The organism is Yersinia intermedia (assembly GCF_900635455.1).
GTDB lineage: Bacteria > Pseudomonadota > Gammaproteobacteria > Enterobacterales > Enterobacteriaceae > Yersinia > Yersinia intermedia.
Genome location: NZ_LR134116.1, coordinates 479,341 through 505,019, shown reverse-complemented (window position 1 = coordinate 505,019; position 25,679 = coordinate 479,341). Strand labels below are relative to the sequence as shown.

Below are 25,679 nucleotides of genomic sequence, written 5' to 3'. Positions count from 1 at the left end.
CAGAACCCCTCTTAAGGATGTTGAGTTGCAGGTAAGCTGCCATTTTCTACCGGAGTGGGTGCCGCAGCCGTTGGCGCTGCTGGCCCAGTTGCTGGTGCATCAGCATTACCATCACCGCCACTCTTGTACAAGAACTGGCCGATAAGATCTTCCAAAACCAGTGCAGATTTGGTGTCTTGAATTATACCGCCATCTTTCAAAATACTGGTGCCCATATCTGGGTCTTCAAAACCGACATTTAGCGCCAGGAACTGTTCACCCAACAAACCAGAAGTACGTACCGCCAAAGAGCTGGTATCCGGGATATGGTTATAACGTTGTTGAATGTCTATCGCCACACGCGGGCTGTAGTTTTTGGTATCCAGTGTGATATCAGCTACCCTGCCGACCACAACACCGCCAATTTTGACTGGCGAATTGGTTTTCAGACCGCCAACATTGTCAAACGTTGCGTAAATTCGATAAGTCGGCTGGTTGCCTACTGATTTGATATCCGCAACCTTCAGGCAGAGGAATACGACTGCCAGAATAGCAATCAGTATAAACAAACCTACCCAGACTTCACTTTTCTTCGTTTGCATCGACTCAATTCCCAAACATCAGTGCTGTCAGCACAAAATCCAATCCCAATACCGCCAGCGATGAATGCACTACGGTACGGGTCGTTGCCCGGCTAATCCCTTCAGACGTTGGGACCGCATCATAACCATTGAACAGCGCAATCCAGGTCACAGTAATAGCAAATACCAGACTCTTAATTAGGCAATTCAGTAAATCGGTACGCCACTCAACAGCATTTTGCATCGCGGACCAGAAGAAACCACCATCGATCCCTTTCCAATCAACACCAACCACAGAGCCACCCCAGATACCCACGGCGACAAAAATAGCGGTTAATAATGGCATACTGATAAGACCTGCCCAGAACCGGGGGGCCACCACTCGACGTAGAGGGTCGATTGCCATCATTTCCAAACTGGAGATCTGCTCAGTCGCTTTCATTAAGCCAATCTCAGCAGTCAGAGCTGAACCGGCGCGACCAGCGAACAACAGAGCGGTCACCACGGGCCCCAATTCACGTAACAGTGATAACGACACCATCATCCCAAGGCTGGCTTCAGCACTGTATGTTGTGAGGATCAAAAAACCCTGTAACCCCAGAACCATGCCGATAAACAGACCGGAAACCACGATAATCAGTAGCGATTGCACACCGACGCTATAGAGCTGTTTAACCAATAATGGCCATTGCTTTCGCGGCTCAGGCCGCCCGACAAGGGCATTGAATAACATTAAACCTGCGCGACCAAAGGATGCGCAGACATTAATGCCCCGGCGACCCAAAGACGCTAACGCCTGTACTAACATGAATACTCCATCAGCCTATCTCCTTCGTACTTGAAGCTACAGGGGGTTAATTTTCTACCGACCTGTAAATCCAATCACTTGGGGTATAACAGCTCAGTTTTATAATCACCAGCCGGAAAACGGAAAGGCACCGGCCCGTCGGCAATACCATCGAGGAACTGGCGCACCCGCATATCGCCATTAGCTTGCAACTGTTCCGGTGTTCCTTCGGCAATAACATGCTGATCGGCAACAATATAAGCATAATCAGCAATACTAAGGACTTCAGGCACATCGTGGGAAACCACGACGCAAGTCACGCCTAATGCATGATTCAGCTCATCAATCAGTTTTACCAGCACCCCCATGGTTATAGGGTCCTGACCCACAAATGGCTCATCAAACATAATCAATTCAGGATCAAGGGCAATGGCCCGAGCCAACGCGGCGCGCCGCGCCATACCGCCAGACAATTCGGCAGGCATCAGATTAGCCGCACCACGTAGCCCCACCGCTTCCAGCTTCATCATCACCGTACTGTGCAGCAGTTCCTCAGGCAAACGACTATGCTCGCGTAATGGGAAAGCCACATTCTCAAACACGGTCAAATCGGTAAATAACGCGCCAGATTGAAACAGCATGCTCATCTTCTTACGCACATCATACAAACGCTGACGTGAAAGCGCCGGAATATTATCACCATCGAACCAGATTTCACCTGCATCCGGTACCAGTTGCCCACCGATCAGGCGCAACAACGTGGTTTTACCAATCCCTGATGGCCCCATAATCGCAGTTACTTTGCCGCGAGGGACCGTCATGTTGATATCGGCGAATATCGGACGCTGACCACGGGTAAAACTCATCCCACGGATCTCTATCAAATTCGACGACGGTTGGTTCATTATCATTCGTCCCTTTAGGCCTTTGGTTACTCATCCGAGCGCCAATGCTACATCAAATGGCGACAACGAGCACAATGGGAAGTATTTTGGCAACTTATTGCCACTTTTTCGTAGCCAAAGTTGCCATAAGTTTTACTTTTCTAGTACTCAGAGTCAAAATTAGGGTTAACTCAAAAAAGAGCGTAAAACGCTTGTAGTGATTTTTACCCATGGGCTAACTGTTTGCACAGGCGACCTATTCTCAACGGATCTTGGGTTACCAACAGTTAGCTTCTACCAACGGATCGGGATTATACCTAATAAAGGACTCTGCATGTTTCTTGCGATAACACTATTAATCATCGGCTTGGTTTTATTAGTGTATGGCGCTGATCGATTAGTTTATGGCGCTGCCGTGTTATCCCGTTCTTTCGGCATCCCACCACTCATTATTGGGATGACTATCGTCGGTATCGGCACATCGCTGCCTGAGTTGATGGTTTCGGTCACTGCGGCCATGAATAACCAGACCGATATGGCGGTTGGGAACGTGCTTGGCTCTAATATTACCAATTTATTGCTGATTGTGGGTGGTGCAGCCCTGATACGCCCATTGACAGTAAGGTCAGAGATTTTGCGCCGTGAATTGCCGTTGATGTTAGTCGTCACGGTGCTGTGTGGTTTCCTGCTGGCTGATAATCATCTCAGCCGTTGGGATGGTATTATTTTACTGACCGCGGCGGTGGCGTTTATTACCCTGATGCTGAAAATGGCCCGTCTGGCCCATGCGGAAGGCAATGACATTCTAACGCGCGAGCAACTGGCTGAATTACCTCAAGACAGTAGCAATACTGTTGCTCTATTGTGGTTGGTGCTGGCCTTCATTATCTTGCCCCTGTCGGCCAAAATGATTATCGATAATGCCACTGTCATTGCCCGGGTTGCCGGTGTCAGTGAACTGGTTATTGGGTTGACAGTTATTGCTATCGGCACCAGTTTGCCTGAATTGGCTACTTTCATCGCCGGCGCGCTGAAAGGGGAAGATGATATGGCGGTTGGCAATATTATTGGTTCGAACATTTTTAATATTGTGATTGTGTTAGGTGTGCCTGCACTGCTCTCCCCTGGTGATATTAATCCAGAAGCTTTCCAACGTGACTATTGGGTGATGCTGGGTGTCAGCGTGATATTTACCCTTCTTTGCCTGGGGCGCAAACATCGCATCGGCCATATGGCGGGCGCTCTGTTATTATGTGGGTTTATCGCTTATCTAGCCGTGCTGTTTTTTGCGCCCTTTAATGTGGCATAACCATGTTCATTCAGCGGGAACCATGTATGTCTTCTTATGATTTACAGCCAGAAACTGATTCACCATCGGGTATTAACCCATTGCCAAGAGTAGATTTTCAGCAGGCAGGTAAACAGGTGCTTCGCATTGAGCGCGAAGGACTGGCACAACTCGATCAATACATTAATGACGATTTTGCTAACGCCTGCAATGCAATATTTAATTGCCATGGCAAAGTTGTGGTGATGGGGATGGGCAAATCGGGTCATATTGGTTGCAAAATTGCTGCCACCTTAGCCAGCACGGGGACCCCCGCCTTTTTCGTCCACCCCGGTGAAGCCAGTCACGGCGATCTCGGCATGGTTACACCACAAGATATTGTGCTCGCCATCTCTAATTCAGGGGAGTCCAACGAGATACTCGCGTTGATCCCGGTCCTCAAGCGCCAGAAGATCCCACTTATCTGCATGAGCAATAATCCTGACAGTAGCATGGGTAAAGCGGCCGATATTCACTTGTGTATTAAAGTGCCACAAGAGGCTTGCCCATTAGGATTGGCACCAACCACCAGTACCACCGCCACTTTGGTCATGGGGGATGCGCTCGCGGTGGCATTGTTACAGGCTCGTGGCTTCACTCAAGAAGATTTTGCCCTCTCCCATCCGGGCGGAGCTCTGGGGCGCAAGTTGCTATTGCGAATCAGCGATATCATGCACACGGGTGCAGAGATCCCGCACATCAGTCCCGATGCATCATTACGCGATGCGTTACTGGAGATTACTCGGAAGAATCTGGGTTTAACTGTTATCTGTGACGATTTGATGATGATTAAAGGTATCTTCACCGATGGTGATTTGCGCCGGATATTTGATCTAGGGGTCGATTTGAATCACGCGAAAATTGCAGATGTGATGACCAGTGGCGGTATCCGGGTGCGCCCAACCATGTTAGCCGTAGATGCACTTAATCTGATGGAGTCACGCCATATTACCGCAGTGTTGGTCGCAGATGGTGATCAGTTGCTGGGTGTAGTGCATATGCATGACATGCTTAGAGCTGGTGTAGTCTAACCATCGGCTGCCTGGTAAACAAAACAGCTAACAACGCTACAACGTCAAGTAAGAAGGGTTTCCCAAATTAATTGGGGTTGCAGCTAGGCAGCAAACGAGTGCATCCCGATGAGCTTACACCAGTAAGTGATTCGGGTGAAAGAGAGCAGCTAACAACGCTGCAACGTCAAGTAAGAAGGGTTTCCCAAATTAATTGGGGTTGCAGCTAGGCAGCAAACGAGTGCATCCCGATGAGCTTACACCAGTAAGTGATTCGGGTGAAAGAGAGCAGCTAACAACGCTGCAACGTCAAGTAAGAAGGGTTTCCCAAATTAATTGGGGTTGCAGCTAGGCAGCAAACGAGTGCATCCCGATGAGCTTACACCAGTAAGTGATTCGGGTGAAAGAGAGCAGCTAACAACGCTGCAACGTCAAGTAAGAAGGGAAAAATGAGCGACACCGTATATCAGGACACATGCTATGGACCCGTTGCCAACACCGTGATGTCACGTGCGGCGAAAATTCGCCTACTGATTTGTGATGTCGATGGTGTGATGTCCGATGGCCTGATTTATATGGGCAATCAAGGCGAAGAGCTAAAAGCTTTCAACGTGCGTGATGGTTATGGTATCCGCTGCCTGATAACCTCAGGTATTGAAGTGGCTATTATTACTGGCCGCTGCGCAAAATTACTGGAAGACCGCGCCAACACCTTAGGTATTCGCCACCTTTATCAAGGGCAATCTGATAAGCTGGTGGCCTATAACGAATTGTTGGTAGCATTAGCATGCCAGCCTGAGCAGGTTGCTTATATTGGGGATGATCTGATTGATTGGCCAGTCATGGCACAAGTAGGGTTCTCTGTCGCCGTGGCGGATGCTCATCCGTTACTTATCCCCAAGGCGCATTATGTGACGCGAATCAATGGCGGGCGCGGCGCAGTACGTGAGATATGTGATTTGATATTATTAGCTCAGGATAAACTTGAAGGTGCCAAAGGATTGTCGATATGAGTAAAACAAGACTATGGATAACGATATCCTTGGCACTGATTGCTTTGGTATTGATTGGCTGGAATATGTCAGGCTTCAATCAGCCAGATACGCAAACTGTGGCTGATGATAATGAGCCCTCTTCGCAAAGTCAGCATACTGTGACCGTCGTTTTCAATCCGGTCGGGCAATTGAATTATAAATTGGTGGCTGAGGACGTACAGAACTTCAGCACTCAAGAATTAACTTGGTTTACCAAGCCGGTAATGACTCTATTTGCTGAAAATGCAGTTGCCACTTGGACGGTACGCGCAGACCGCGCCAAACTGACCAATGATAAGATGCTGTATTTGTATGGTCATGTTGAAGTTGATAGCCTGACACCAGATGCACAGTTACAAAAAATTAAAACCGATAACGCCCAGGTTAATTTGATCACTCAGGATGTATCCTCAGACGATGAAGTTACCCTCTTTGGTGTTGGATTTACATCTAACGGCATGAAAATGCGTGGGAACTTGCGGGATAAAACCGCTGAGCTGATTGAAAAGGTTAAAACCTCTTATGAAATCCAAAAATAAACTTCGTCATTTTTTGCTTGCCAGTTCACTTTTGACCGCAAGCCTGCCTGCTCTGGCGTTAACGGGTGATACTGATCAGCCCGTCACGGTTGACTCCGTTAAGCAAGCGTTAGATATGGAAGCAAATACCGTCACATTTACCGACAATGTGGTTATCAAGCAAGGTACCATTGAGATCAAAGCTGATAAAGTCGTGGTTACACGCCCCGGTGGTGATCAAAGCAAAATGGTCATTGAGGGTTATGGTAATCCGGTGACGTTCTATCAGATGCAAGACAGCGGCAAACCCGTTAAAGGCCATGGGCAGAAACTGCGTTATGAAGTCGCAAATGATTTCGTGGTGTTGACTGGCAATGCCTATTTGGAGCAACTTGATAGTAATATCAAGGGTGATCGCATCACTTATCTGGTGAAAAAACAGCAGATGGAAGCCTTCAGTGATAAAGGCAATCGCGTCACCACCGTGTTATTACCGTCCCAATTACAAGACAAAGGGCCAGCAGCTTCAGGCCAAAAGAAGAGTAAGTAATCATTTATGGCAACATTAATCGCAGAAAAGCTAGCTAAGGCGTACAAAGGCCGTAAAGTAGTCGAAGACGTAAGCCTCAATGTGAAGTCCGGTGAGATTGTGGGCCTACTTGGGCCGAACGGCGCAGGAAAAACCACTACTTTTTATATGGTCGTCGGCATTGTCCAGCGTGACGCCGGGCGTATTGTGATTGATGACGAAGATATCAGCCTCTTGCCTCTCCATGAACGCGCCCGTCGCGGTATTGGTTATTTACCGCAAGAAGCCTCTATTTTCCGCCGCCTGAGTGTATTTAACAACTTAATGGCGGTGCTGGAGATCCGTAACGATCTCTCTGCTGAGCAGCGTGAAGAACGGGCTGATGAGCTAATGGAAGAATTCCATATCACTCATTTACGTGACAATCTGGGGCAATCTCTTTCTGGTGGTGAACGCCGCCGTGTTGAGATAGCTCGTGCGCTGGCGGCAAATCCTAAGTTTATTCTGTTGGATGAGCCTTTTGCCGGGGTTGACCCGATCTCCGTTATCGATATCAAGAAGATCATTGAACATCTGCGCGACAGTGGCCTCGGCGTTCTGATTACCGACCATAACGTGCGTGAGACATTAGACGTTTGTGAGCGGGCTTATATCGTAAGCCAAGGCCATTTAATCGCTCACGGTACACCACAGGAAATTTTGGCTGACGAACAAGTTAAACGTGTTTATCTGGGTGAAGAGTTCCGTCTCTGACCTTTGCCCAACACCCCACAGATTTCAAGATGTAGGAAGGCAGCAAACACACCTGCAATTTGAAAGATGACGGGGATTTCGTCATCCATTAAGGAAAATTGATACCGCATTATGAAGCAAGGTTTGCAACTCAAGTTTAGCCAACAACTGGCAATGACACCGCAGCTTCAACAGGCTATTCGCTTGTTGCAGCTTTCTACGCTTGAACTCCAGCAGGAGATTCAGCTAGCGCTGGAAAGTAACCCGCTGCTTGAGCAAACTGATCTTCATGAAGAGATAGAGACAAAAGAGACTGTAGACAGTGAATCGCTTGATACCCGCGAGGCCCTGGAACAAAAAGATATGCCAGAAGAGTTACCCCTTGATGCCACCTGGGATGAGATCTACACCGCAGGCACGCCATCAGGCATGGGCAATGACTACAGCGATGATGAGCTGCCGGTCTATCAGGGGGAAACGACTCAAACATTACAAGATTACCTAATGTGGCAAGTGGATTTGACCCCCTTCTCTGATACCGATGTTGCTATTGCGACCTCTATCGTGGATGCGGTGGATGAAACCGGCTACCTTACTGTGCCACTGGAAGATATTCTGGAAAGCATGGGGGACGAAAACGTTGCACTGGACGAGGTGGAAGCGGTACTTAAGCGGATACAACACTTTGATCCTATTGGTGTCGCAGCGCGTAACCTGCGTGAATGTCTGCTAGTACAGTTGTCACAGTATGACAAAGATACCCCCTATCTTGCCGAAGCACGCCTCGTCGTTAGCGATTATCTGGATTTGCTGGGTAACCATGATTTCCGTACGATGATCCGCTTGAGTCGGCTAAAAGAAGATACACTTAAAGAAGCGATAACCCTGATTCAGTCTCTGGACCCGCGTCCGGGCCAATCCATCAATACCGGGGAGTCAGAATATGTCATTCCCGATGTTTTGGTGCGTAAAGACAAAGATCAATGGACGGTAGAGCTTAATGCCGATAGCATTCCACGCCTAAAAATCAACCAGCAGTATGCGGCGATGGGGAACAACACGCGTAATGACAGTGACGGGCAGTTTATCCGTAGCAATCTGCAAGAAGCGAAATGGTTGATAAAAAGCCTTGAAAGCCGTAATGAAACGTTGCTGAAGGTGGCGCGTTGTATAGTAGAGCAGCAGGTAGCGTTTTTTGAGAATGGGCCTGAATTTATGAAACCCATGGTACTGGCCGATATCGCCCAGGCCGTGGATATGCATGAGTCGACAATCTCTCGCGTGACCACGCAGAAGTTCCTGCACAGTCCACGGGGTATTTTCGAGCTAAAATATTTCTTCTCCAGCCACGTCAATACAGATAGCGGAGGTGAAGCTTCTTCCACCGCAATTCGTGCACTGGTGAAAAAATTGGTTGCGGCAGAAAACCCTGCTAAACCACTGAGTGACAGTAAGCTGACCACACTATTATGTGAACAAGGCATCATGGTGGCGCGGCGTACCGTTGCGAAGTACCGAGAGTCGTTATCCATCCCGCCGTCAAATCAGCGTAAACAGTTGGTTTGACCTGAACTGAGAAGGAAGACACTATGCAGCTCAATATTACCGGACATCATGTCGAAATAACCGAAGCATTACGCGAGTTTGTTACCACTAAATTTGCCAAACTTGAGCAATATTTTGATCGCATTAACCAGGTATATGTGGTTTTAAGTGTTGAAAAAGTAAAACAAATTGCAGAAGCAACGGTACATGTGAATGGAGGCGAGTTGCACGCAAGCTCAGAGCAGGAGGATATGTACGCTGCAATTGATATTTTGGTTGATAAGCTGGCACGCCAGTTGAACAAACACAAAGACAAATTGAAACAACACTAAGAATCCTTGCGGCTGTTATACCCAGAGAGCATGGCGTTGCAGGTAGGCAGCAAGCGGATGACAAACCGGTTAGACACCGATTTGAATAGCATTTATGCCAGCCCGCAGGGTGAGTAAACGTAGCGAACAGCCCGGTAGCTTTATGTACAAAGGGTATATTCACCAATAAAGGTTCTACACTCGCTACATAACAGTTTCCTGCGCCAGGAGTGAATCCTCGCAGGAAACGGTTTAAAAAGCGCTTAAGTGAAAGATGAGATGATCAACGATCCAGCATTGCAATTAAGCTCGGTATTAAATATCGAGTGCACCAAAAGCTCCGTACATTGCTCAAGTAAAAAACGAGCTTTGGAAATTATCAGCGAGTTGGCTGCCAAGCAACTTAACCTGCCTTCACAGGTGGTTTTTGATGCTGTATTGACCCGTGAACGTATGGGCAGCACCGGTATTGGTAGCGGTATCGCGATACCTCATGGCAAGTTGGAAGAAGACACACTGCGCGCAGTGGGGGTATTTATCCGTCTGGAACAACCTATTGCCTTCGATGCCATTGATAACCAACCCGTTGATCTATTATTTGCCTTGTTGGTTCCGGCAGATCAATGTAAAACTCATTTACACACTTTGTCTTTAGTGGCCAAGCGATTAGCTGATAAAACAGTGTGTCGCCGCCTACGAGCGGCACAAAGTGATGATGAACTTTATCAAATTATTACTGAATTACCGCCAGAAACAGCGTAATCAGGAAAGTAGCAACTGTTTTATCTGTTATGCCCGGATCGTGTAGCCGGAATATAGGGTTCTAATGTATGCCCAATAGATTTTAAGGTGTAGGCAGGCGGTCAACGCGCCTACAACTTGAAAGATCGCGGGGATAAATACCAAGGGGAGTTACTCACATGGTGCTGATGATTGTCAGCGGCCGTTCCGGTTCAGGGAAGTCTGTTGCTTTACGCGCATTGGAAGATATGGGCTTTTATTGTGTCGATAACTTGCCTGTGGTTCTGCTGCCGCAATTGGCAAGTACACTTGCCGATAGGAATATCTCTGCCGCAGTAAGCATAGACGTACGCAATATGCCTGAATCTCCTGAGGTATTTGAACATGCCATGACTCAACTGCCGGATAGCTTTTCACCGCAGTTGCTGTTTTTAGATGCTGACCGCAATACCCTGATTCGTCGCTATAGCGATACCCGTCGCCTGCATCCGTTGTCGACCAAAAACCTGTCATTAGAAAGTGCTATCGATGAAGAGAGCGACCTGTTGGAGCCTCTGCGCTCACGGGCTGATCTGATTATTGATACGTCCGAAATGTCAGTGCATGAATTGGCTGAGATGCTGCGTACCCGTCTGTTGGGTAAACGTGAGCGCGAATTAACCATGGTGTTTGAGTCATTTGGCTTTAAACATGGCATTCCCATCGATGCCGATTATGTTTTCGATGTGCGTTTCTTGCCAAACCCACACTGGGACCCAAAACTACGCCCAATGACAGGTTTGGATAAGCCGGTAATCTCTTTCTTGGATCGCCATACCGAAGTACACAATTTTATTTATCAGACCCGTAGCTATCTGGAACTGTGGCTACCGATGCTGGAAACCAATAACCGCAGTTATTTGACGGTCGCCATTGGTTGTACCGGTGGTAAACATCGCTCAGTTTATGTTGCTGAACAGTTGGCTGATTATTTCCGCGCTCGCGGCAAGAATGTTCAATCACGCCATCGTACTCTGGAAAAGCGTAAATAATGACTATCAAACAAACCGTTGAGATCAAAAACAAGTTGGGGATGCACGCCAGACCCGCAATGAAATTGTTCGAGCTGGTTCAGAGTTTTGATGCTGAAGTCATGTTACGCAACGACAGCGGTACCGAAGCCGAGGCCAGCAGTGTCATTGCACTGCTGATGCTGGATTCAGCCAAAGGCCGTCAGATTGAAGTTGAAGCGACCGGCCCTGATGAGATTCAAGCGCTGGCGGCTGTTATTGAGTTATTTAATTCAGGGTTTGATGAGGATTAATTTTCACCGTTCGTGTGAATGGTGAAAATCAATCACTAATGGGTGAAGCACACCACTTTTGCCATTCAACGCTTTCACACCACTCCCCCTGAATCATCGTTCCCGCTGACCAATTAGCGTGATTATCGCTTCGGGGTGCTATCCCGGCCCCGCCAATTAAACACAGCGCCCACCCTTTTCACCGCCAACAGTGTCTGTCCGGCGAAATACCCCCCCGTATCCGTACAGATACGCCTCCCTTTCAGCCGCATCGATAAATTGTGGTTTTCTTCTCTGCTGGCCGATACAACGGGGTTTCCTGTTATATCAGTACCAGTTACACCTGTTGTTCCCCGTTCCCCTCGTTTACAACTCGTTATATCTAGATTGATGTTTATTTTTGTGAAAATTTGAATTTTAAATTCAATTTAAATCAAAGAATTACATTACCTCCGTTACCAACTGTTAATAATTGTGAGTTTAATCGCATTTACTTGCTGAAAAAAACCTTACTTTTAACTTTATCAAACATTAAATAACTAAAATTAACATCCTCTATTTCTGTACAACGCCAGCGCGATAACTAAATGGATTTTCGCTGAGCCTTGTTCCCTACAAATCACTAAAATAAGAGGCTCCATCATGTCTGAATCACCCACTGAACAATTAGTGATGCCTAACCTGGTCTCTGCGGAGAATCATGCCTATCGCAAGGCCGCGTGGCATATTTTACCCTTACTGATGCTGTGCTATATCGTCGCTTATTTAGATCGGGTTAACGTTGGCTTCGCCAAATTGCAGATGGCGGATGACTTACAGTTTTCGGAGGCGGTGTATGGGTTCGGCGCCGGTATCTTTTTTATTGCCTACTTCTTTCTGGAAATCCCCAGTAACCTGATGCTGCATCGCGTAGGGGCACGGTTGTGGATTGCGCGCATTATGATCACCTGGGGCATCATCTCGGCTGGGATGGCTTTTGTCACCACACCAATGTCTTTTTACGTAATGCGTTGCTTGCTGGGAATTGCAGAGGCTGGGTTCTATCCCGGCGTCATCCTTTATCTTTCTTATTGGTTCCCAACTAATCGCCGTGGCCGTATGTACGCTTTATTCGCCACCGCCGTTCCATTATCCGGCGTGTTCGGTGCACCGTTATCGGGTTGGATCATGGGTGCCTTTAATGGACTCCATGGCTTTGCAGGTTGGCAATGGATGTTTGTTCTGGAAGGTATTCCGTCCGTTTTAATCGGTATTTTGGTGATTTTTAAACTGACTGACCGTATCAGTCATGCCAAATGGCTAACCGACGAAGAGAAAAAAATCTTGCAGGCCAACATTGATAACGACACACAACATCATGTCCACAGCAGCCTGAAAGAGATTTTCCTACAACCCCGCGTCTGGTTGCTCACGCTCATTTATTTCTGTCTGATTGCAGGTTTCTACACTATCGGCTTCTGGTTACCGACACTGATCAAAGACAGTGGGGTAAAAGACGTGCTGAGTATTGGTTTGTTAAGTGCCATTCCTTACGGTGCCGCCGCCCTGACCATGATCGTGGTATCACGCAGTGCTGACCGTTGGCGCGAACGGCGCTGGCATCTGGCTTTAACGGCTACGTTGGGCGGGGTCGGGATGATTATTTCGGCCAGTTTCAGTGACAACATCGTTATTGCCATGATGGGCTTAACTCTGGGTGCAATGGGAGCATTGAGTACCTTGCCACTATTCTGGAGCCTGCCAACAGCTTTCCTCGGCGGAACCGCAGCCGCAGCCGGCATCGCTCTGATTAACTCCTGGGGCAACCTGGCAGGCTTTGTCGCACCTTATATGATGGGCTACCTGAAAGATCTGACCCAAAGCACCACCACCGGAATGCTGATTATTTCCACCATGCTATTTATTGGTGCGGCGCTCGTATTTTTAGTCCCGGCCAAGACAGTAAACCGCTAACAATACAGATAAAGGATAAGACGATGAACATAATGGTAACAGGAGCGGCGGGCTTTCTTGGTCGTCGATTGATTGAACATTTACTGGCGCAGGAATATCTGACCGACCAACAGGGTCAACAGCGCCATATCAGTAAGATTATAGCCTGTGATGTGGTGCCTCTGGAGGCGGTTGCCGATGAGCGGGTGCAGGTTTTTTGCGGTGATATCGCTGATTCGCACTGGCTTGCCAGCGTTTTCAATCAACAAATTGACACTGTTTTTCACCTGGCGGCGATTGTCTCTAGCCAGGCAGAAGAAGATTTTGATTTGGGTATGCGGATCAATTTTGATGCCACCCGCAGTTTACTCGAACGCGCTCGCCAGCTTGGACACTGCCCTAAAGTCATTATCACCAGTTCAGTGGCGGTATTTGGCGGTGAATTGCCGGCGGTTGTACCCGATGAACAGGTATGGTCGCCTCAAAGCTCCTATGGTACACAAAAAGCATTAAACGATTTATTGCTGGCAGATTATAGCCGCCGGGGATTTGTTGATGGCCGTAGCCTGCGTATGCCAACTATCGTGGTACGCCCAGGGAAACCAAACCGTGCGGCCTCCAGTTTTGCCAGCGGCATTATCCGTGAGCCGTTGCAAGGTATTGACGTGATTTGCCCTGTTAGTCTGCAAACACCGTTGTGGCTGCTATCGCCGAAGATGGCGATTAATAATCTTATCCATGGGCACCAATTGGATGCCAGTCAACTTAAGGGCGGGCGGGTGATTAATCTGCCTGGACTATCAATTACCGTACAGCAAATGATTGATGCATTGCGGCGTATTGCGGGTGATGCTGTCGCTGATCACATTAAGATTCAGCAAGATCCCTTAATTGAGAAAATCGTAAGCTCCTGGCCTGGAGATTTCACAGCGCATTATGCCAAAGCATTAGGCTTTAAGAGTGATAAGGATTTTGACAGTATCATCAATGATTTTATCCTCGGTAATTTACCTGGCAAGCTAGTCAAATTACTTGAATAGCGGGTGACAAAATCAAGTTGTATTCCCTCTGGAGATAACACCATCCAGAGGGCGGTCATTGGTGTTACTCATCAGATAATTGAAGCCAATCCTGATGAGTAATCGTTTGCTAATTGCAAAAAATGCAGCTTTTACCCCTTGCAGAGAAACCACACGCGAGTATAATTCGCCACAATTTGCCGGGAGATATGATGGAAAGCCAAGTGCGTTTTGTTGAAAATGACCCTCTTGATGGTCGACAAAATGGCCTGCCAGCAGGCAGTCACCTGCCGTTCTTTCTCCCGTTGCTAAACCGATCTCGTAAGGCCCCTCATTGAGGGGCTTTTTTTTGTCTACTGATCGGCGCCGGATTAAGCATTATCACCAATTAAAATATATACCCTAAATAATTAGAGTTGCAGAAAGGCGGCAATTGAGTAAATCCCCAGGAGCTTACTTATTTTAAGGTCAACGACAAGTAAGTGGCCGGGGTGAACGAAAACAGCCAACACACATGCAGCTTGAAATATGACGGGTCACAGAGGAGAGCGAAATGGCCAACCCATTGTATCACAAGCATATCATCTCAATTAATGATTTATGTCGCGACGAACTGGAGCTGGTGCTGCGTACCGCTGCTAGCCTGAAAAGTCAGCCGCAACCTGAGTTGTTAAAACACCAAGTGATCGCCAGTTGCTTTTTCGAAGCCTCGACCCGCACTCGTTTATCATTTGAAACCTCCATACACCGCTTAGGTGCCTCGGTGGTCGGTTTTTCTGACAGCAGCAATACTTCCCTTGGCAAAAAAGGTGAGACGCTGGCGGATACGATGTCAGTCATCAGTACTTATGTGGATGCCATTGTCATACGTCACCCGCAAGAAGGGGCCGCTCGCCTGGCTGCCCAGTTCTCGGGGAATGTACCGGTAGTTAATGCCGGTGACGGTGCAAACCAGCACCCGACGCAAACGCTGCTCGATCTCTTCACCATTCAGGAAACTCAGGGCCGGCTGGATAACATCAATATCGCCATGGTCGGCGACCTGAAGTATGGCCGCACCGTGCACTCACTCACGCAAGCGCTAGCCAAATTCACCGGTAACCGTTTCTTCTTTATCGCCCCGGATGCTCTGGCAATGCCGGCTTATATTCTGGAAATGCTGGAAGAGAAAGGTATCGAATACAGCCTGCATGAAAGCATTGAAGAAGTGGTGCCAGAGCTGGATATTCTCTACATGACCCGGGTACAAAAAGAGCGCCTTGACCCATCAGAGTATGCCAATGTCAAAGCGCAGTTTATCTTGCGCGCTGCTGATTTAAATGGCGCACAGGAAAATCTCAAAGTGCTACACCCACTGCCAAGAATTGATGAGATAACCGCCGATGTCGATAAGACCCCTTATGCCTACTATTTCCAACAAGCGGGTAACGGGATTTTCGCACGTCAGGCACTACTGGCTCTGGTTTTAAACGCAGAATTGGCTATTTAAGGGGGATTGAACATGACTCAGGATTATAAACTACAGGTTGAAGCGATTAAATGTGGCACTGTGATTGACCATATTCCGGCACAAATCGGCTTTAAATTGTTGTCGCTGTTCAAACTGACCGCCACTGATCAACGTATTACTATTGGATTGAATCTACCGTCTAAACGATCAGGTCGTAAGGATTTGATTAAAATAGAAAATACCTTCCTAACAGAGCAACAGGCCAACCAACTGGCGATGTATGCACCGGATGCTACTGTTAACCGCATCGATAACTACGAAGTGGTGAAGAAACTGACCCTAAGTCTGCCAGAGCAGATAGATGGCGTCCTTACTTGCCCAAACAGTAACTGCATCAGCCACAACGAGCCGGTCGACTCCAGCTTTAAAGTGAAAGCCCTAAAAGGCGAAATCTACCTTAAATGTAAATATTGCGAGAAAGAGTTCGATCATCGGGTGGTTTTACAGGCAGATTGATTACTCAAGCGGGTTAACACCCTGTTCAGACGAATATTGCCGCCCCAAAATATTTACAAAAGTGGCAATATTCGCTGCAACGCGACATCGCAAACTTGATTCACGTGGGTTGCTGTAATCCACCCCATCTTTATAATGGTCGCGATAATTAAAATATTTCTTTCCTTACGTAACCAGGAGTCAACATGTCACGCATTATCAGCACTGAACTCGCCCCTGCCGCCATCGGCCCTTATGTTCAAGGTGTCGATCTGGGCAGTATGATCCTCACTTCAGGCCAGATCCCTGTTGATCCAAAAACAGGTTTGGTCGCCGATGATGTATCCGCGCAGGCGCGTCAGTCACTGGAGAATGTAAAAGCTATCGTTGAAGCGGCAGGTTTGAAAGTTGCTGACATCGTGAAAACGACGGTATTCGTGAAAGATCTGAATGACTTCAGTACAGTTAATGCCACTTACGAAGCTTTCTTTACTGAACACCATGCGCCATTCCCAGCACGTTCATGTGTTGAAGTTGCGCGTCTGCCAAAAGATGTGAAAATCGAAATCGAAGCTATCGCGGTACGTCGTTAATTCTGATGTTATTGCGTCTACGGCTGGTTATTACCAGCCGTTTTTTTATGCTTATCCCGCTAATATTGTCTGTCGGCCTTTCCCAATGCGCTCTCGCAGATCATCATGATCATGATATGGCAACTTTCTGCTCAGCAATAATGCATCCCACTCACTAATTGCACCTAATAATGCTGAACATCGACCTTTCCGTATCGCGATTTTTCGATGAAATGTTACTGGCTGAGGGGCAACACCGAGGCCATTACGACGCCTACAGGCAATGGTTACAACCGGCCGATCAGCTAACAATCGCGCGTAAGCGTGAAGGACTGCGGTTGTTTCATATTTATCCACAAGGTAACTTTTAGGCTCCGGTTTCGGTTGATATGCGTTCAGTGTTCACCTAACCATTGCGGCCTCCATCCTCATCGGCAATATTCCTGATTGCGCTCAACGTCATAAAGAGAGTCAGAATCAAAACCATAGCCTTTTGTTTTGAATTGGCCTTTGAAGTTAAAAACACATTTGAGCTGCCGAGCAAAGAGAGAAGCCACTGATCTGAACTAAATCAATCCCTCACCCAATAAATCCCCTCATATGCTCGCAATACCATCTCCTGCGGCTGGAAAGCACTTTCGCCGTAGCTGCTCATCAACAATTGCCAGTTACCGTCCAGCGCAATCTCCTCTGGCTGCCACTGTTGCGGTTCACCGCTCAGGTTAGCCACTACCAACAACTGCTTACCCTGCCAGTGGCGTAAGTAACACCACAACTCTGGATGCTGCGGGCAGAGATCACGATAGTCACCAAAAGTGAACACATCATGTTGTTTACGCAGGGCTATCAGATATTGATAGGCATAAAACACCGAATCAGCATCAGCCAGCGCGCTATCAACATTAATTTCAGCATAGTTACTGCAGGGTTCGATCCATGGCGTTCCCTGACTGAAACCGGCATTACGGCTGCGATCCCATTGCATCGGGGTACGGCTATTATCACGGGATTTAGCCGCCAGAATCGCTAATAACTCGTCAGGATCGCGACCTTGCGCACTCAGCTCAGCAAACATATTCAGGCTTTCGACATCACGGTATTGATCAATCGAAGTAAAATTAGGATTGGTCATGCCAATCTCTTCGCCTTGGTAGATATATGGCGTACCTTGCATACCATGCAGTACCATTGCCAGCATCTTGGCCGCTGGCACGCGCAGTGCACCTTCGTCACCAAAGCGCGATACAATGCGCGGCTGGTCGTGGTTACACCAGAACAACGCATTCCACGCACGGTTATGCATCCCCTGCTGCCACTGATTAAATATCTGTTTGAGTTCCACCCGATCCGGCGACATTAGTGACCATTTGGCCCCATTGAGATAATCCACTTTTAGATGATGGAAATTAAAGGTCATCGACAGCTCATCCCCACCCAATGCGGCATAACGCTGACAATGCTCAAGGCGGGTGGACGACATCTCACCAACCGTCATCAGGCCGCGCGGCTGAAACACATCACGGCTCATTTCCTGTAAAAATTCGTGGATACGGGGGCCATCGGTATAAAAACGGCGGCCATCACCCGTAAAATCATCCGGGAAGTCTTGCTGTTTGGATACCAGATTAATTACATCCAGGCGCAAACCATCCACACCAATATCAGCCCAAAACTCGCACACTTTCTTCAGTTCATCACGTACCGGCTGGTGCTCCCAATTAAGATCCGCCTGCTCGGTAGCGAACAGATGCAGATAATATTGGCCGCTTTCAGCGTGCCATTGCCAGGCATTACCGCCAAATTTCGAGCGCCAATTATTCGGTAAATTATCACCCTCACCATCACGCCAAATATAGAACTGGCGGTACGGGCTGTTGCGCTCCGCTGATGCTTTAAACCAGGCATGTTCGGTGGAGGTGTGATTGAACACCATATCCATCACGATACGCATACCCCACTGATGAGCTGCCGCAACCAAGGTTTTGAAATCATCCAGGCTGCCGTAAGCAGGGTCAATGGCGCAGTAGTCGGCAACGTCATAGCCGTTATCCACTTGTGGCGAGACATAAACCGGTGTCAGCCAGAGGGCATCAACGCCGAGTTTGTGCAGATAATCCAACCGTTGCGTCACGCCAGCCAGGTCACCATAGCCATTACCGGTGCTATCCTGAAAACTCTTCGGGTAAATCTGATAAATGACGCCGTTTTGCCACCAAGGGATAGGATTATTCATAGCAGACTCTTATTCGTAGTAAAAACAGAGAAAATTAAAGAAACAGCTCCGCCACAGGATAACCTTTGGCGGAGGAATACGATTTAGACCGGTAATTCGCCACGACTCTCTTTACGTTTATAAACCAGTATAGTCAGCACCAAAGGCACCACGATCGCCACTAACATTGCCAAAGCATAGATCGCCCAGAACTGTGGTTTGATGGATAAAATACCAGGCAGGCCACCGACACCAATACCGTTCGCCATCACCCCAGTCAGCCCACAAATGAGGCCCGCTAGCGCAGAACCAATCATGGCGCACAGCATCGGGAAGCGATATTTGAGGTTGATACCGTACATGGCCGGTTCTGTGACGCCAAGATAGGCTGAAATTGCCGCAGGTACCGATATTTCGCGCTCATTGATCTTGCGGCTAATGATAATAATGCCCAGTACCGCAGATGCCTGTGCGATGTTAGACAACGCAATCAGCGGCCATACCGGTGTACCGCCCATGCTCTGAATCATCTGCATATCAATGGCTAACGTGGTCTGATGCACACCGGTAATGACCAGCGGTGCATACAAGAAGCCAAATAGTGCGGCACCAACCGGCGCGAAGCTGCCTGTCATGACCGCTTTCACTCCCCAGGCCACACCATCGCCAATCATGCGACCAAATGGCCCGATAAGCGTATGGGCGAGGAATACCGCCAGCAACAAAGAAACTACCGGCACCACAACCAGATAAAGATAGGCTGGAATGATTTTCTTCAGATTAGTTTCAATCCACCCCAGCGCCAGCCCCGCCAAAATCGATGGAATGACCTGTGCCTGATAACCTACTTTCTCAATGGTAAACCAGCCAAAGTTCCAAACTTCGGGGATCTGTTGCCCCAGAAGGTAGGAATTCATCAGTTGTGGTGATACCAAGGTGATACCCAACACAATCCCCAATACTGGGGTCCCTCCCATTTTCTTCACTGTCGACCAGCAGATAGCCACCGGCAGGTAGAAGAAGATGGCTTCGCCCAGCAGCCAAAGAAAGTCGTAAATGGTTTTCCAGGCTGGGTACATCTGCGCCAGCGTTTTGCCATCAGACATCGGAATATCGCCAATCACATTACGGAAGCCGAGGATCAAGCCTCCACTAATTAACGCTGGCAACAACGGGAAGAAAATCTCGGCAAAGTGAGAAATACCACGCTCAAACCAAGTCATGTTCTGCCGTGCAGCCAGTTTGGTTTGCTCTTTATCCACTTCATTCAGGCCAATTTTAGCAATCAGCGCTTGATAATAATCGTCAACCTCAGGCCCGATAACCACTTGAAATTGCCCGGCATTAGTAAAACAGCCTTTAACCATCGACAGATTTTCAATTTCTTTAGGTGAGGCTTTAGAGGGGTCATTCAACACAAAACGTAGCCGGGTAATACAGTGGCTGACGGTGGCAATATTATCTCTGCCTCCCACCAGTACGATCAATTGATCGATATCTTGTTGTTTTACTTTGCTCATTTCAACGTACCTTTCATAAAGGTGGGATAGCGTGCGGCTTATTCGTTTTTCTTAATAAAAGCAGTTAGGGTCAGTCTTAAAGAAAAAACACACCGATAGCCTGTTAAATATACAACCCATTAAAGATTAGCTATGTATTGATTTTTATGAAATGGGAACGCTCCCAACTTGCGTTGAAGATCACAATTTGACAACTTTTTGTGACGTTTTTAGCCGTAAACAACAGGTTCGCCCATCATGCTCTCCCACCACTCTGGATGGGATTTCAGATAGCATCACGTCGAGAAAAGAAGAGTCAGGCCAATTGGCCTGGAATGATAATTTGTTGAATTGATTGACTATGATTAAGTTGATCAAGTAATTGTTGCGCGGCTTTCACCCCTGCGGTGCCATAACCCAACTCGACTGACAGGGTATTTGGGAACAAAAAGTGCAACAGCGGTGTATTACCAATGCCGCATACCTGAATGTGTTGCAGGCTCTGCTGCTGCAAATATTTACTCACCCCCATAGCGATAGTGTCAGAGGCACACACCAACGCCGAGGTATCGGGTTTTATCACCTGAGGTGCAAGCTGGAAGCCACTCTGATAACTCAGTTCACCCAGTGCAACCGTCGGTAGCAGGCCGTGTTGTTGGCTGTAATCAAGATAAGATTGATGACGGCGCATACCGGTAGTGGCATCCGACGGTTGCACGCCAATATAACTAATATGCCGATGCCCGGCGTGACGTAACTTATCCATCAACAGGCGCACAGCCCCGTCGTCGTCGTAGCATACGGAAGAAAAGCCCGCATACTCGCGCGCCAGTACGACCATTTTTTCCTGCCACGGCGAGAGCATTTCTGCGGTTAACCCAGTGAAACCAAACAAAATGACGCCATCCACATGGCGCTGTTGCAGCACATGTAAATGTTCACTGACCAATTCAGGATCAAACTGGCTCTCCATCAGAATAGGGTCATAACCTTGCTGATAGAACAGTGGCAGCATCGTGCGCACGGCCTGATTTTCGGATGGCGAATCCAGGCGCGAAACAATAATACCCACAACTTTATCACTCTGCCCCCGCATGGCCCGGGCCGATTTTGATGGGGTAAAGCTCTGCTGACGGATGACAGCTTCAACTCGTTCACGAGTTTGTGGACTGACACTGCCTTCGTTATTTAATACCCGTGAAACCGTGGATTTTCCAACTCCACTCATGCGGGCAATGTCCTTTATGGTCAAACGGTTTTGCATGGTTTACCTAATGTTTAGGTTTGGAAACATATAATAAACTGATTATTTATATTATCGAAGTTGCGGGAAGTCTAGTATGCGCAGAATCAGACTCAGCGCATGATATCCCAATGGCTCGCAGCATATTACTGCCCTAACGGTATATCTTACCGTCAGGGTAGTTTTTGGCGTGGCAAGCACAGTGATGCGGTTTAATGCCTGTTTAGTTGCTAAGTTTGTTGTGAGATAGAGCACCAAGAACGAAGTGTATGGGTAGATGTCGCGTAGCGCCTACCTTGTCTTTTAATTTACCGGAGGTTAATTACCCAGTGGACCCTGTTCCCTCGAGCCGCACCCTTTGGTGTATTCGGTAAGGTAGTTCCCCGTTTAGCGTGGCTGCCTTACCAGAAACAGATCTGGTAGGCAGTTACTGCGCATCTTCCCCGCGTTGGTTTCTGCTGATTACGTTTTTTGCCATCTCTACGGCAGGTTTGCCGTGGGCGCAACATGAAGAACGTTCATGACATGACAGTAAGGCCTGAACCATGCAATTTAAAAATTTCACCCGGCAGTTGCTCAATGTACTGAGCCGTAACCTGCCTCGCCGCCTAATTCGTCGGGAAACCATGTTAGATGGTTTGCCGCAGGGAAGTGCAACGAAAGATTTGCCCGCAGCGCTGACTGAACAACGATTGCAGTGCGCGAATGAAACGCCGCAACAACTTTATCTGCGTTTCCAAAGCCACCCGGAAGGGTTAACAGAACAAGAAGCAGAAGCCATTCGTCTGCAAAGTGGCAGCAACCTAATTGAAAATCAGCAAGCTATCCGTTGGTGGGTTCACCTATGGCACTGCTATCGCAACCCGTTTAACTTACTGCTCACCATTCTGGCCCTGATTTCCTACGCCACCGAAGACCTCACCGCCGCACTGGTGATTGGTGCCATGGTGCTGATTTCCACCCTGATGCATTTTATTCAGGAAGCGCGTTCTAACCGCGCTGCGGATGCCTTGAAAGCCATGGTCAGCAATACCGCAACCGTAGTGCGCAGCGATGCCCAGACGGGAAAGAGTGAGCACCACGAGCTACCCATCTCTCAGTTAGTGCCTGGCGATATCATCAAACTGTCTGCGGGCGATATGATCCCGGCGGATTTACGTATTCTGGTGGCCAAAGATCTGTTTATCAGTCAGGCCGCCTTAACCGGTGAGTCACTGCCGGTTGAGAAAGTGGCGCAATCCCGTGAGTGTGAGGAACAAAACCCACTCGAACGAGACACGCTGTGCTTTATGGGCACCAATGTCGTTAGCGGTTCGGCACTGGCTATCGTGGTGGGCACTGGTAACCAAACCTATTTTGGCCTGCTGGCAGAGCGTGTGACGCATCAGGATGAGCAACCTAATGCCTTCCAGAGTGGCATCAGTAAAGTCAGTTGGTTGCTGATTCGCTTTATGCTAGTCATGACACCTATCGTGTTGTTGATAAACGGTTTTACCAAAGGTGACTGGTGGGAAGCCGCGCTGTTTGCGCTCTCTGTTGCCGTGGGTTTAACCCCGGAAATGCTGCCGATGATCGTCACATCGACCTTGGCAAAAGGGGCGGTAAAACTCTCCAAGCAGAAAGTGATCGTCAAGCGCTTAGATGCCATTCAGAACTTTGGCGCGATGGATATTCTGTGTACCGATAAGACCGGCACCCTGACGCAAGATAAAATTGTGTTGGAAAGCCACACCGATGTGTTCGGGGCCAACTGTGAGCGGGTGCTGCGCTACGCCTGGCTCAACAGTTATTACCAAACAGGATTGAAAAATCTGCTGGATGTCGCGGTGTTATCTTCCATGGCTGAGTCAAAAGATTCAAAATCTCAGGCGGCCGACACGTTGGCGGGTTACCGCAAAATTGATGAGATCCCATTCGATTTTGAACGCCGTCGCATGTCAGTAGTGGTCAGCGATAAAGCGGATTATCACGAACTTATCTGCAAAGGCGCGCTGGAAGAGATGCTGTCCATTTGCCGCCATGTCCGCCAAGGGAGTGAAATTATCCCATTGACCGACGCGCTGTTGGCACGCATCCGTCGCATTACCGATGAGCAGAACCAGCAAGGACTGCGGGTGGTGGCAGTTGCTACCCGTATCATGCCGGCTTATCAGCAAAACTATGCTGTTATCGATGAATATGACCTGATCCTGGAAGGTTATATCGCCTTTCTCGATCCGCCGAAAGAGAGCACAGCGCCGGCGCTACTGGCGCTAAAACGCAATGGCGTTAACGTCAAAATTCTTACCGGTGACAACGAGTTAGTAGCGCGTAAGGTATGTAAAGATGTTGGATTATCTGTCGAGCATGTCTTGCGTGGCAGTGATATCGAACAGATGACAGAGACACAACTGACTGAAGCCACCCGCACTACCACCGTGTTCGCCAAGCTGACACCAATGCACAAAGAGCGCATCGTACAGAACCTGCGTAATGCCGGTCATGTGGTCGGTTTTATGGGAGATGGCATCAATGATGCCCCGGCACTGCGTGCTGCTGATATTGGGATCTCGGTAGATTCAGCAGTAGATATTGCCAAAGAAGCCGCCGATATCATCTTGTTGGAAAAGAGCCTGATGGTGTTAGAGCAAGGGGTAATTGAAGGCCGCCGCACATTTGCCAATATGCTGAAATACATCAAGATGACCGCCAGCTCTAACTTTGGTAACGTCTTCAGCGTGCTGATTGCCAGCGCATTTTTGCCCTTCCTGCCTATGTTGCCGCTCCATCTGTTAATCCAGAATTTGATGTACGATATTTCGCAGATTGCCATTCCATTCGATAACGTTGATGAAGAGCAATTGGCAAAGCCACAACGTTGGAACGCCGGCGATTTGGGGCGATTTATGGTGTTCTTTGGTCCGATAAGTTCTATTTTTGACGTACTGACTTTTTGCCTGATGTGGTGGGTATTTAAAGCCAATACGCCAGAAATGCAGACATTATTCCAATCCGGTTGGTTTGTTGAAGGACTGCTGTCCCAGACCTTAATTGTGCATATGATCCGTACTCGTAAAATTCCCTTCATCCAGAGCCGTGCCTCTTGGCCGCTGTGTCTAATGACACTGGCGGTGGTGGTTATTGGTATCGGGCTAACCTTCTCTCCACTGGCTGGGTTCCTGCAATTACAAGCGCTGCCACTTTCTTACTTCCCATGGCTGATAGTGATCCTAACCGGCTATATGGTGACAACGCAGTTGGTTAAAGGGTGGTTTGTGAGGAGATATGGCTGGCAGTGATTTGATTATTAACGGCGTGAGTGTTGCGCCACGCGAAACACTCGTTATAATGTTTCTTGTGGCGCAACAGGGAACGATAAATGATAAAAAGTTGGAAACACAAGGGACTGCAACGCTTCTTTGAAACGGGTTCTGCCGCAGGTATTAACCCCCAGCATGTTAAGCGACTCCGTGGCCGTTTGCGATTTATCGACTTGGCGGAAACGATTGAAGATGTCAATGTTGCTGGGTGCAAACTCCACTCGTTACAGGGTGACAGAGAAGGGCTCTGGTCAGTCACGGTAAGCGGAAACTGGCGCATCACCTTCGAGTTTAAAGACGGAGATGCGTTTATTCTTAACTACGAGGACTATCACTAATGAAAATGCATAATCCCCCGCATCCGGGAGAAATGATTGAAGGCATCCTCGAAGATTTGGATCTTGGGATTAGGGAGTTAGCAAGAGCGTTAAACGTTGCGCCATCCACGGTGCAGCGGCTTGTCTCTTGTCACTCTGCGGTGTCACCGGAAATGGCGGTGAAACTGGCGGCGGTTCTGGGAAGCACTCCGGCAATGTGGCTCCGCCTCCAGGCGGCTTACGATCTGGGGAAAGCAGAAGAGAATATCGATATTTCAAATCTAACTAAATTGTACAAGCCGGACCCCGTATCATTGCATAACTGATACGCTCAAATACCCCCTATTTTTCTAAAGGCTGCCCACTCATGGATGGCCTTTT

General features: G+C 48.2%; 26 protein-coding genes and 1 pseudogene. 21 read left to right on the top strand and 6 right to left on the bottom strand.

Annotated features, from left to right (window positions below):
• Positions 1–11: 11 nt before the first annotated feature.
• From mlaD to mlaF, 3 genes are all read right to left on the bottom strand, one after another.
• The gene (gene mlaD, locus EL015_RS02305; RefSeq protein WP_005188430.1) at positions 12–581 is read right to left on the bottom strand and encodes an outer membrane lipid asymmetry maintenance protein MlaD; all 570 of its coding nucleotides are present in this window, start codon (positions 579–581) and stop codon (positions 12–14) included.
• 4 nt (positions 582–585) lie between these two features.
• A complete protein-coding gene (gene mlaE, locus EL015_RS02300; RefSeq protein WP_005188437.1) occupies positions 586–1,368 on the bottom strand; it encodes a lipid asymmetry maintenance ABC transporter permease subunit MlaE in 783 nt (260 codons plus the stop codon).
• Between the two features lie 74 nt (positions 1,369–1,442).
• On the bottom strand, positions 1,443–2,252 hold the full coding sequence (gene mlaF, locus EL015_RS02295; RefSeq protein WP_005188439.1) for a phospholipid ABC transporter ATP-binding protein MlaF: 810 nt from the start codon (positions 2,250–2,252) through the stop codon (positions 1,443–1,445).
• A gap of 313 nt (positions 2,253–2,565) precedes the next feature.
• On the opposite strand from mlaF, the gene EL015_RS02290 reads away from it, so the two are divergent.
• The 18 genes and pseudogenes from EL015_RS02290 to EL015_RS22135 form a co-directional block, all read left to right on the top strand.
• On the top strand, positions 2,566–3,540 hold the full coding sequence (locus EL015_RS02290) for a calcium/sodium antiporter (protein ID WP_005188440.1): 975 nt from the start codon (positions 2,566–2,568) through the stop codon (positions 3,538–3,540).
• A 26-nt stretch (positions 3,541–3,566) separates the two neighbouring features.
• Positions 3,567–4,589: an arabinose-5-phosphate isomerase KdsD gene (kdsD, locus tag EL015_RS02285; protein ID WP_005188442.1), complete on the top strand. Its 1,023-nt coding sequence runs from the start codon at positions 3,567–3,569 to the stop codon at positions 4,587–4,589.
• A 428-nt stretch (positions 4,590–5,017) separates the two neighbouring features.
• A complete protein-coding gene (gene kdsC, locus EL015_RS02280; RefSeq protein ID WP_032906963.1) occupies positions 5,018–5,581 on the top strand; it encodes a 3-deoxy-manno-octulosonate-8-phosphatase KdsC in 564 nt (187 codons plus the stop codon).
• Entirely contained in the window at positions 5,578–6,141 is a 564-nt protein-coding gene (gene lptC / locus EL015_RS02275) for an LPS export ABC transporter periplasmic protein LptC (protein WP_032906967.1), read from the top strand. Before kdsC ends, lptC begins: the two co-directional genes overlap by 4 nt.
• Entirely contained in the window at positions 6,125–6,670 is a 546-nt protein-coding gene (gene lptA, locus EL015_RS02270; protein ID WP_032906968.1) for a lipopolysaccharide ABC transporter substrate-binding protein LptA, read from the top strand. The genes lptC and lptA overlap by 17 nt, the downstream gene beginning before the upstream one ends.
• Positions 6,671–6,676: 6 nt before the next feature.
• Positions 6,677–7,402 (top strand): LPS export ABC transporter ATP-binding protein, encoded by a 726-nt coding sequence (lptB, locus tag EL015_RS02265; protein ID WP_005188448.1) that lies wholly within the window; start codon positions 6,677–6,679, stop codon positions 7,400–7,402.
• A 111-nt stretch (positions 7,403–7,513) separates the two neighbouring features.
• Positions 7,514–8,947 carry an RNA polymerase factor sigma-54 gene (gene rpoN / locus EL015_RS02260; RefSeq protein WP_005188449.1) on the top strand — a complete coding sequence of 478 codons (1,434 nt, stop codon included), beginning with the start codon at positions 7,514–7,516 and terminating at the stop codon, positions 8,945–8,947.
• Positions 8,948–8,970: 23 nt separating this feature from the next.
• On the top strand, positions 8,971–9,258 hold the full coding sequence (gene hpf / locus EL015_RS02255) for a ribosome hibernation promoting factor (RefSeq protein WP_004392031.1): 288 nt from the start codon (positions 8,971–8,973) through the stop codon (positions 9,256–9,258).
• A 258-nt stretch (positions 9,259–9,516) separates the two neighbouring features.
• Positions 9,517–9,999 (top strand): PTS IIA-like nitrogen regulatory protein PtsN, encoded by a 483-nt coding sequence (ptsN, locus tag EL015_RS02250; protein ID WP_032906970.1) that lies wholly within the window; start codon positions 9,517–9,519, stop codon positions 9,997–9,999.
• A 158-nt stretch (positions 10,000–10,157) separates the two neighbouring features.
• A complete protein-coding gene (gene rapZ, locus EL015_RS02245; RefSeq protein ID WP_005162486.1) occupies positions 10,158–11,009 on the top strand; it encodes an RNase adapter RapZ in 852 nt (283 codons plus the stop codon).
• Positions 11,009–11,281 carry a PTS phosphocarrier protein NPr gene (gene npr, locus EL015_RS02240; protein ID WP_019212424.1) on the top strand — a complete coding sequence of 91 codons (273 nt, stop codon included), beginning with the start codon at positions 11,009–11,011 and terminating at the stop codon, positions 11,279–11,281. Before rapZ ends, npr begins: the two co-directional genes overlap by 1 nt.
• A 621-nt stretch (positions 11,282–11,902) precedes the next feature.
• Positions 11,903–13,213 carry an MFS transporter gene (locus tag EL015_RS02235; protein WP_005188453.1) on the top strand — a complete coding sequence of 437 codons (1,311 nt, stop codon included), beginning with the start codon at positions 11,903–11,905 and terminating at the stop codon, positions 13,211–13,213.
• A 23-nt stretch (positions 13,214–13,236) separates the two neighbouring features.
• Positions 13,237–14,232, top strand: a complete 996-nt coding sequence (gene denD / locus EL015_RS02230; protein ID WP_032906972.1) for a D-erythronate dehydrogenase — start codon at positions 13,237–13,239, stop codon at positions 14,230–14,232.
• Between the two features lie 188 nt (positions 14,233–14,420).
• Positions 14,421–14,549 (top strand): hypothetical protein, encoded by a 129-nt coding sequence (locus EL015_RS22025; protein ID WP_005188461.1) that lies wholly within the window; start codon positions 14,421–14,423, stop codon positions 14,547–14,549.
• A 215-nt stretch (positions 14,550–14,764) separates the two neighbouring features.
• Positions 14,765–15,700: an aspartate carbamoyltransferase gene (gene pyrB, locus EL015_RS02225; RefSeq protein WP_005188464.1), complete on the top strand. Its 936-nt coding sequence runs from the start codon at positions 14,765–14,767 to the stop codon at positions 15,698–15,700.
• 12 nt (positions 15,701–15,712) lie between these two features.
• Positions 15,713–16,177, top strand: a complete 465-nt coding sequence (gene pyrI, locus EL015_RS02220) for an aspartate carbamoyltransferase regulatory subunit (RefSeq protein ID WP_005188467.1) — start codon at positions 15,713–15,715, stop codon at positions 16,175–16,177.
• Positions 16,178–16,362: 185 nt separating this feature from the next.
• Positions 16,363–16,749: a 2-iminobutanoate/2-iminopropanoate deaminase gene (gene ridA / locus EL015_RS02215; protein ID WP_005188477.1), complete on the top strand. Its 387-nt coding sequence runs from the start codon at positions 16,363–16,365 to the stop codon at positions 16,747–16,749.
• 170 nt (positions 16,750–16,919) lie between these two features.
• Positions 16,920–17,075, top strand: a pseudogene (locus EL015_RS22135) (circularly permuted type 2 ATP-grasp protein); the annotation flags it as partial.
• Positions 17,076–17,299: 224 nt separating this feature from the next.
• Here the strand turns inward: EL015_RS22135 and treC are convergent.
• From treC to treR, 3 genes are all read right to left on the bottom strand, one after another.
• Positions 17,300–18,961, bottom strand: coding sequence for an alpha,alpha-phosphotrehalase (treC, locus tag EL015_RS02205; RefSeq protein WP_005188483.1), 1,662 nt, complete (start codon positions 18,959–18,961; stop codon positions 17,300–17,302).
• Positions 18,962–19,044: 83 nt separating this feature from the next.
• A complete protein-coding gene (gene treB, locus EL015_RS02200) occupies positions 19,045–20,460 on the bottom strand; it encodes a PTS trehalose transporter subunit IIBC (RefSeq protein WP_005188485.1) in 1,416 nt (471 codons plus the stop codon).
• 295 nt (positions 20,461–20,755) lie between these two features.
• A complete protein-coding gene (gene treR, locus EL015_RS02195) occupies positions 20,756–21,703 on the bottom strand; it encodes a trehalose operon repressor TreR (RefSeq protein ID WP_005188487.1) in 948 nt (315 codons plus the stop codon).
• Positions 21,704–22,227: 524 nt separating this feature from the next.
• On the opposite strand from treR, the gene mgtA reads away from it, so the two are divergent.
• The 3 genes from mgtA (at position 22,228) to EL015_RS02180 (ending at position 25,624) form a co-directional block, all read left to right on the top strand.
• Entirely contained in the window at positions 22,228–24,960 is a 2,733-nt protein-coding gene (gene mgtA, locus EL015_RS02190) for a magnesium-translocating P-type ATPase (RefSeq protein WP_005188491.1), read from the top strand.
• Positions 24,961–25,040: 80 nt separating this feature from the next.
• Complete coding sequence (locus EL015_RS02185) at positions 25,041–25,319, top strand: type II toxin-antitoxin system RelE/ParE family toxin (RefSeq protein ID WP_005188495.1); 279 nt, start codon at positions 25,041–25,043, stop codon at positions 25,317–25,319.
• Positions 25,319–25,624, top strand: a complete 306-nt coding sequence (locus EL015_RS02180; RefSeq protein WP_032906974.1) for a HigA family addiction module antitoxin — start codon at positions 25,319–25,321, stop codon at positions 25,622–25,624. The genes EL015_RS02185 and EL015_RS02180 overlap by 1 nt, the downstream gene beginning before the upstream one ends.
• Positions 25,625–25,679: the final 55 nt, after the last annotated feature.

Bases quoted from the DNA above. Each gene is read 5' to 3' on its own strand.
- lptC (WP_032906967.1), top strand. From the start codon at position 5,578: ATGAGTAAAACAAGACTATGGATAACGATATCCTTGGCACTGATTGCT.
- denD (WP_032906972.1), top strand. From the start codon at position 13,237: ATGAACATAATGGTAACAGGAGCGGCGGGCTTTCTTGGTCGTCGATTG.
- EL015_RS02235 (WP_005188453.1), top strand. From the start codon at position 11,903: ATGTCTGAATCACCCACTGAACAATTAGTGATGCCTAACCTGGTCTCT.
- treR (WP_005188487.1), bottom strand. From the start codon at position 21,703: ATGCAAAACCGTTTGACCATAAAGGACATTGCCCGCATGAGTGGAGTT.
- kdsD (WP_005188442.1), top strand. From the start codon at position 3,567: ATGTCTTCTTATGATTTACAGCCAGAAACTGATTCACCATCGGGTATT.
- mgtA (WP_005188491.1), top strand. From the start codon at position 22,228: ATGCAATTTAAAAATTTCACCCGGCAGTTGCTCAATGTACTGAGCCGT.
- pyrB (WP_005188464.1), top strand. From the start codon at position 14,765: ATGGCCAACCCATTGTATCACAAGCATATCATCTCAATTAATGATTTA.
- mlaE (WP_005188437.1), bottom strand. From the start codon at position 1,368: ATGTTAGTACAGGCGTTAGCGTCTTTGGGTCGCCGGGGCATTAATGTC.
- mlaF (WP_005188439.1), bottom strand. From the start codon at position 2,252: ATGAACCAACCGTCGTCGAATTTGATAGAGATCCGTGGGATGAGTTTT.
- rapZ (WP_005162486.1), top strand. From the start codon at position 10,158: ATGGTGCTGATGATTGTCAGCGGCCGTTCCGGTTCAGGGAAGTCTGTT.
- treB (WP_005188485.1), bottom strand. From the start codon at position 20,460: ATGAGCAAAGTAAAACAACAAGATATCGATCAATTGATCGTACTGGTG.
- npr (WP_019212424.1), top strand. From the start codon at position 11,009: ATGACTATCAAACAAACCGTTGAGATCAAAAACAAGTTGGGGATGCAC.
- ptsN (WP_032906970.1), top strand. From the start codon at position 9,517: ATGATCAACGATCCAGCATTGCAATTAAGCTCGGTATTAAATATCGAG.
- pyrI (WP_005188467.1), top strand. From the start codon at position 15,713: ATGACTCAGGATTATAAACTACAGGTTGAAGCGATTAAATGTGGCACT.
- lptA (WP_032906968.1), top strand. From the start codon at position 6,125: ATGAAATCCAAAAATAAACTTCGTCATTTTTTGCTTGCCAGTTCACTT.
- ridA (WP_005188477.1), top strand. From the start codon at position 16,363: ATGTCACGCATTATCAGCACTGAACTCGCCCCTGCCGCCATCGGCCCT.
- treC (WP_005188483.1), bottom strand. From the start codon at position 18,961: ATGAATAATCCTATCCCTTGGTGGCAAAACGGCGTCATTTATCAGATT.
- EL015_RS22025 (WP_005188461.1), top strand. From the start codon at position 14,421: ATGATGGAAAGCCAAGTGCGTTTTGTTGAAAATGACCCTCTTGATGGT.
- kdsC (WP_032906963.1), top strand. From the start codon at position 5,018: ATGAGCGACACCGTATATCAGGACACATGCTATGGACCCGTTGCCAAC.
- mlaD (WP_005188430.1), bottom strand. From the start codon at position 581: ATGCAAACGAAGAAAAGTGAAGTCTGGGTAGGTTTGTTTATACTGATT.
- EL015_RS02290 (WP_005188440.1), top strand. From the start codon at position 2,566: ATGTTTCTTGCGATAACACTATTAATCATCGGCTTGGTTTTATTAGTG.
- rpoN (WP_005188449.1), top strand. From the start codon at position 7,514: ATGAAGCAAGGTTTGCAACTCAAGTTTAGCCAACAACTGGCAATGACA.
- EL015_RS02180 (WP_032906974.1), top strand. From the start codon at position 25,319: ATGAAAATGCATAATCCCCCGCATCCGGGAGAAATGATTGAAGGCATC.
- lptB (WP_005188448.1), top strand. From the start codon at position 6,677: ATGGCAACATTAATCGCAGAAAAGCTAGCTAAGGCGTACAAAGGCCGT.
- hpf (WP_004392031.1), top strand. From the start codon at position 8,971: ATGCAGCTCAATATTACCGGACATCATGTCGAAATAACCGAAGCATTA.
- EL015_RS02185 (WP_005188495.1), top strand. From the start codon at position 25,041: ATGATAAAAAGTTGGAAACACAAGGGACTGCAACGCTTCTTTGAAACG.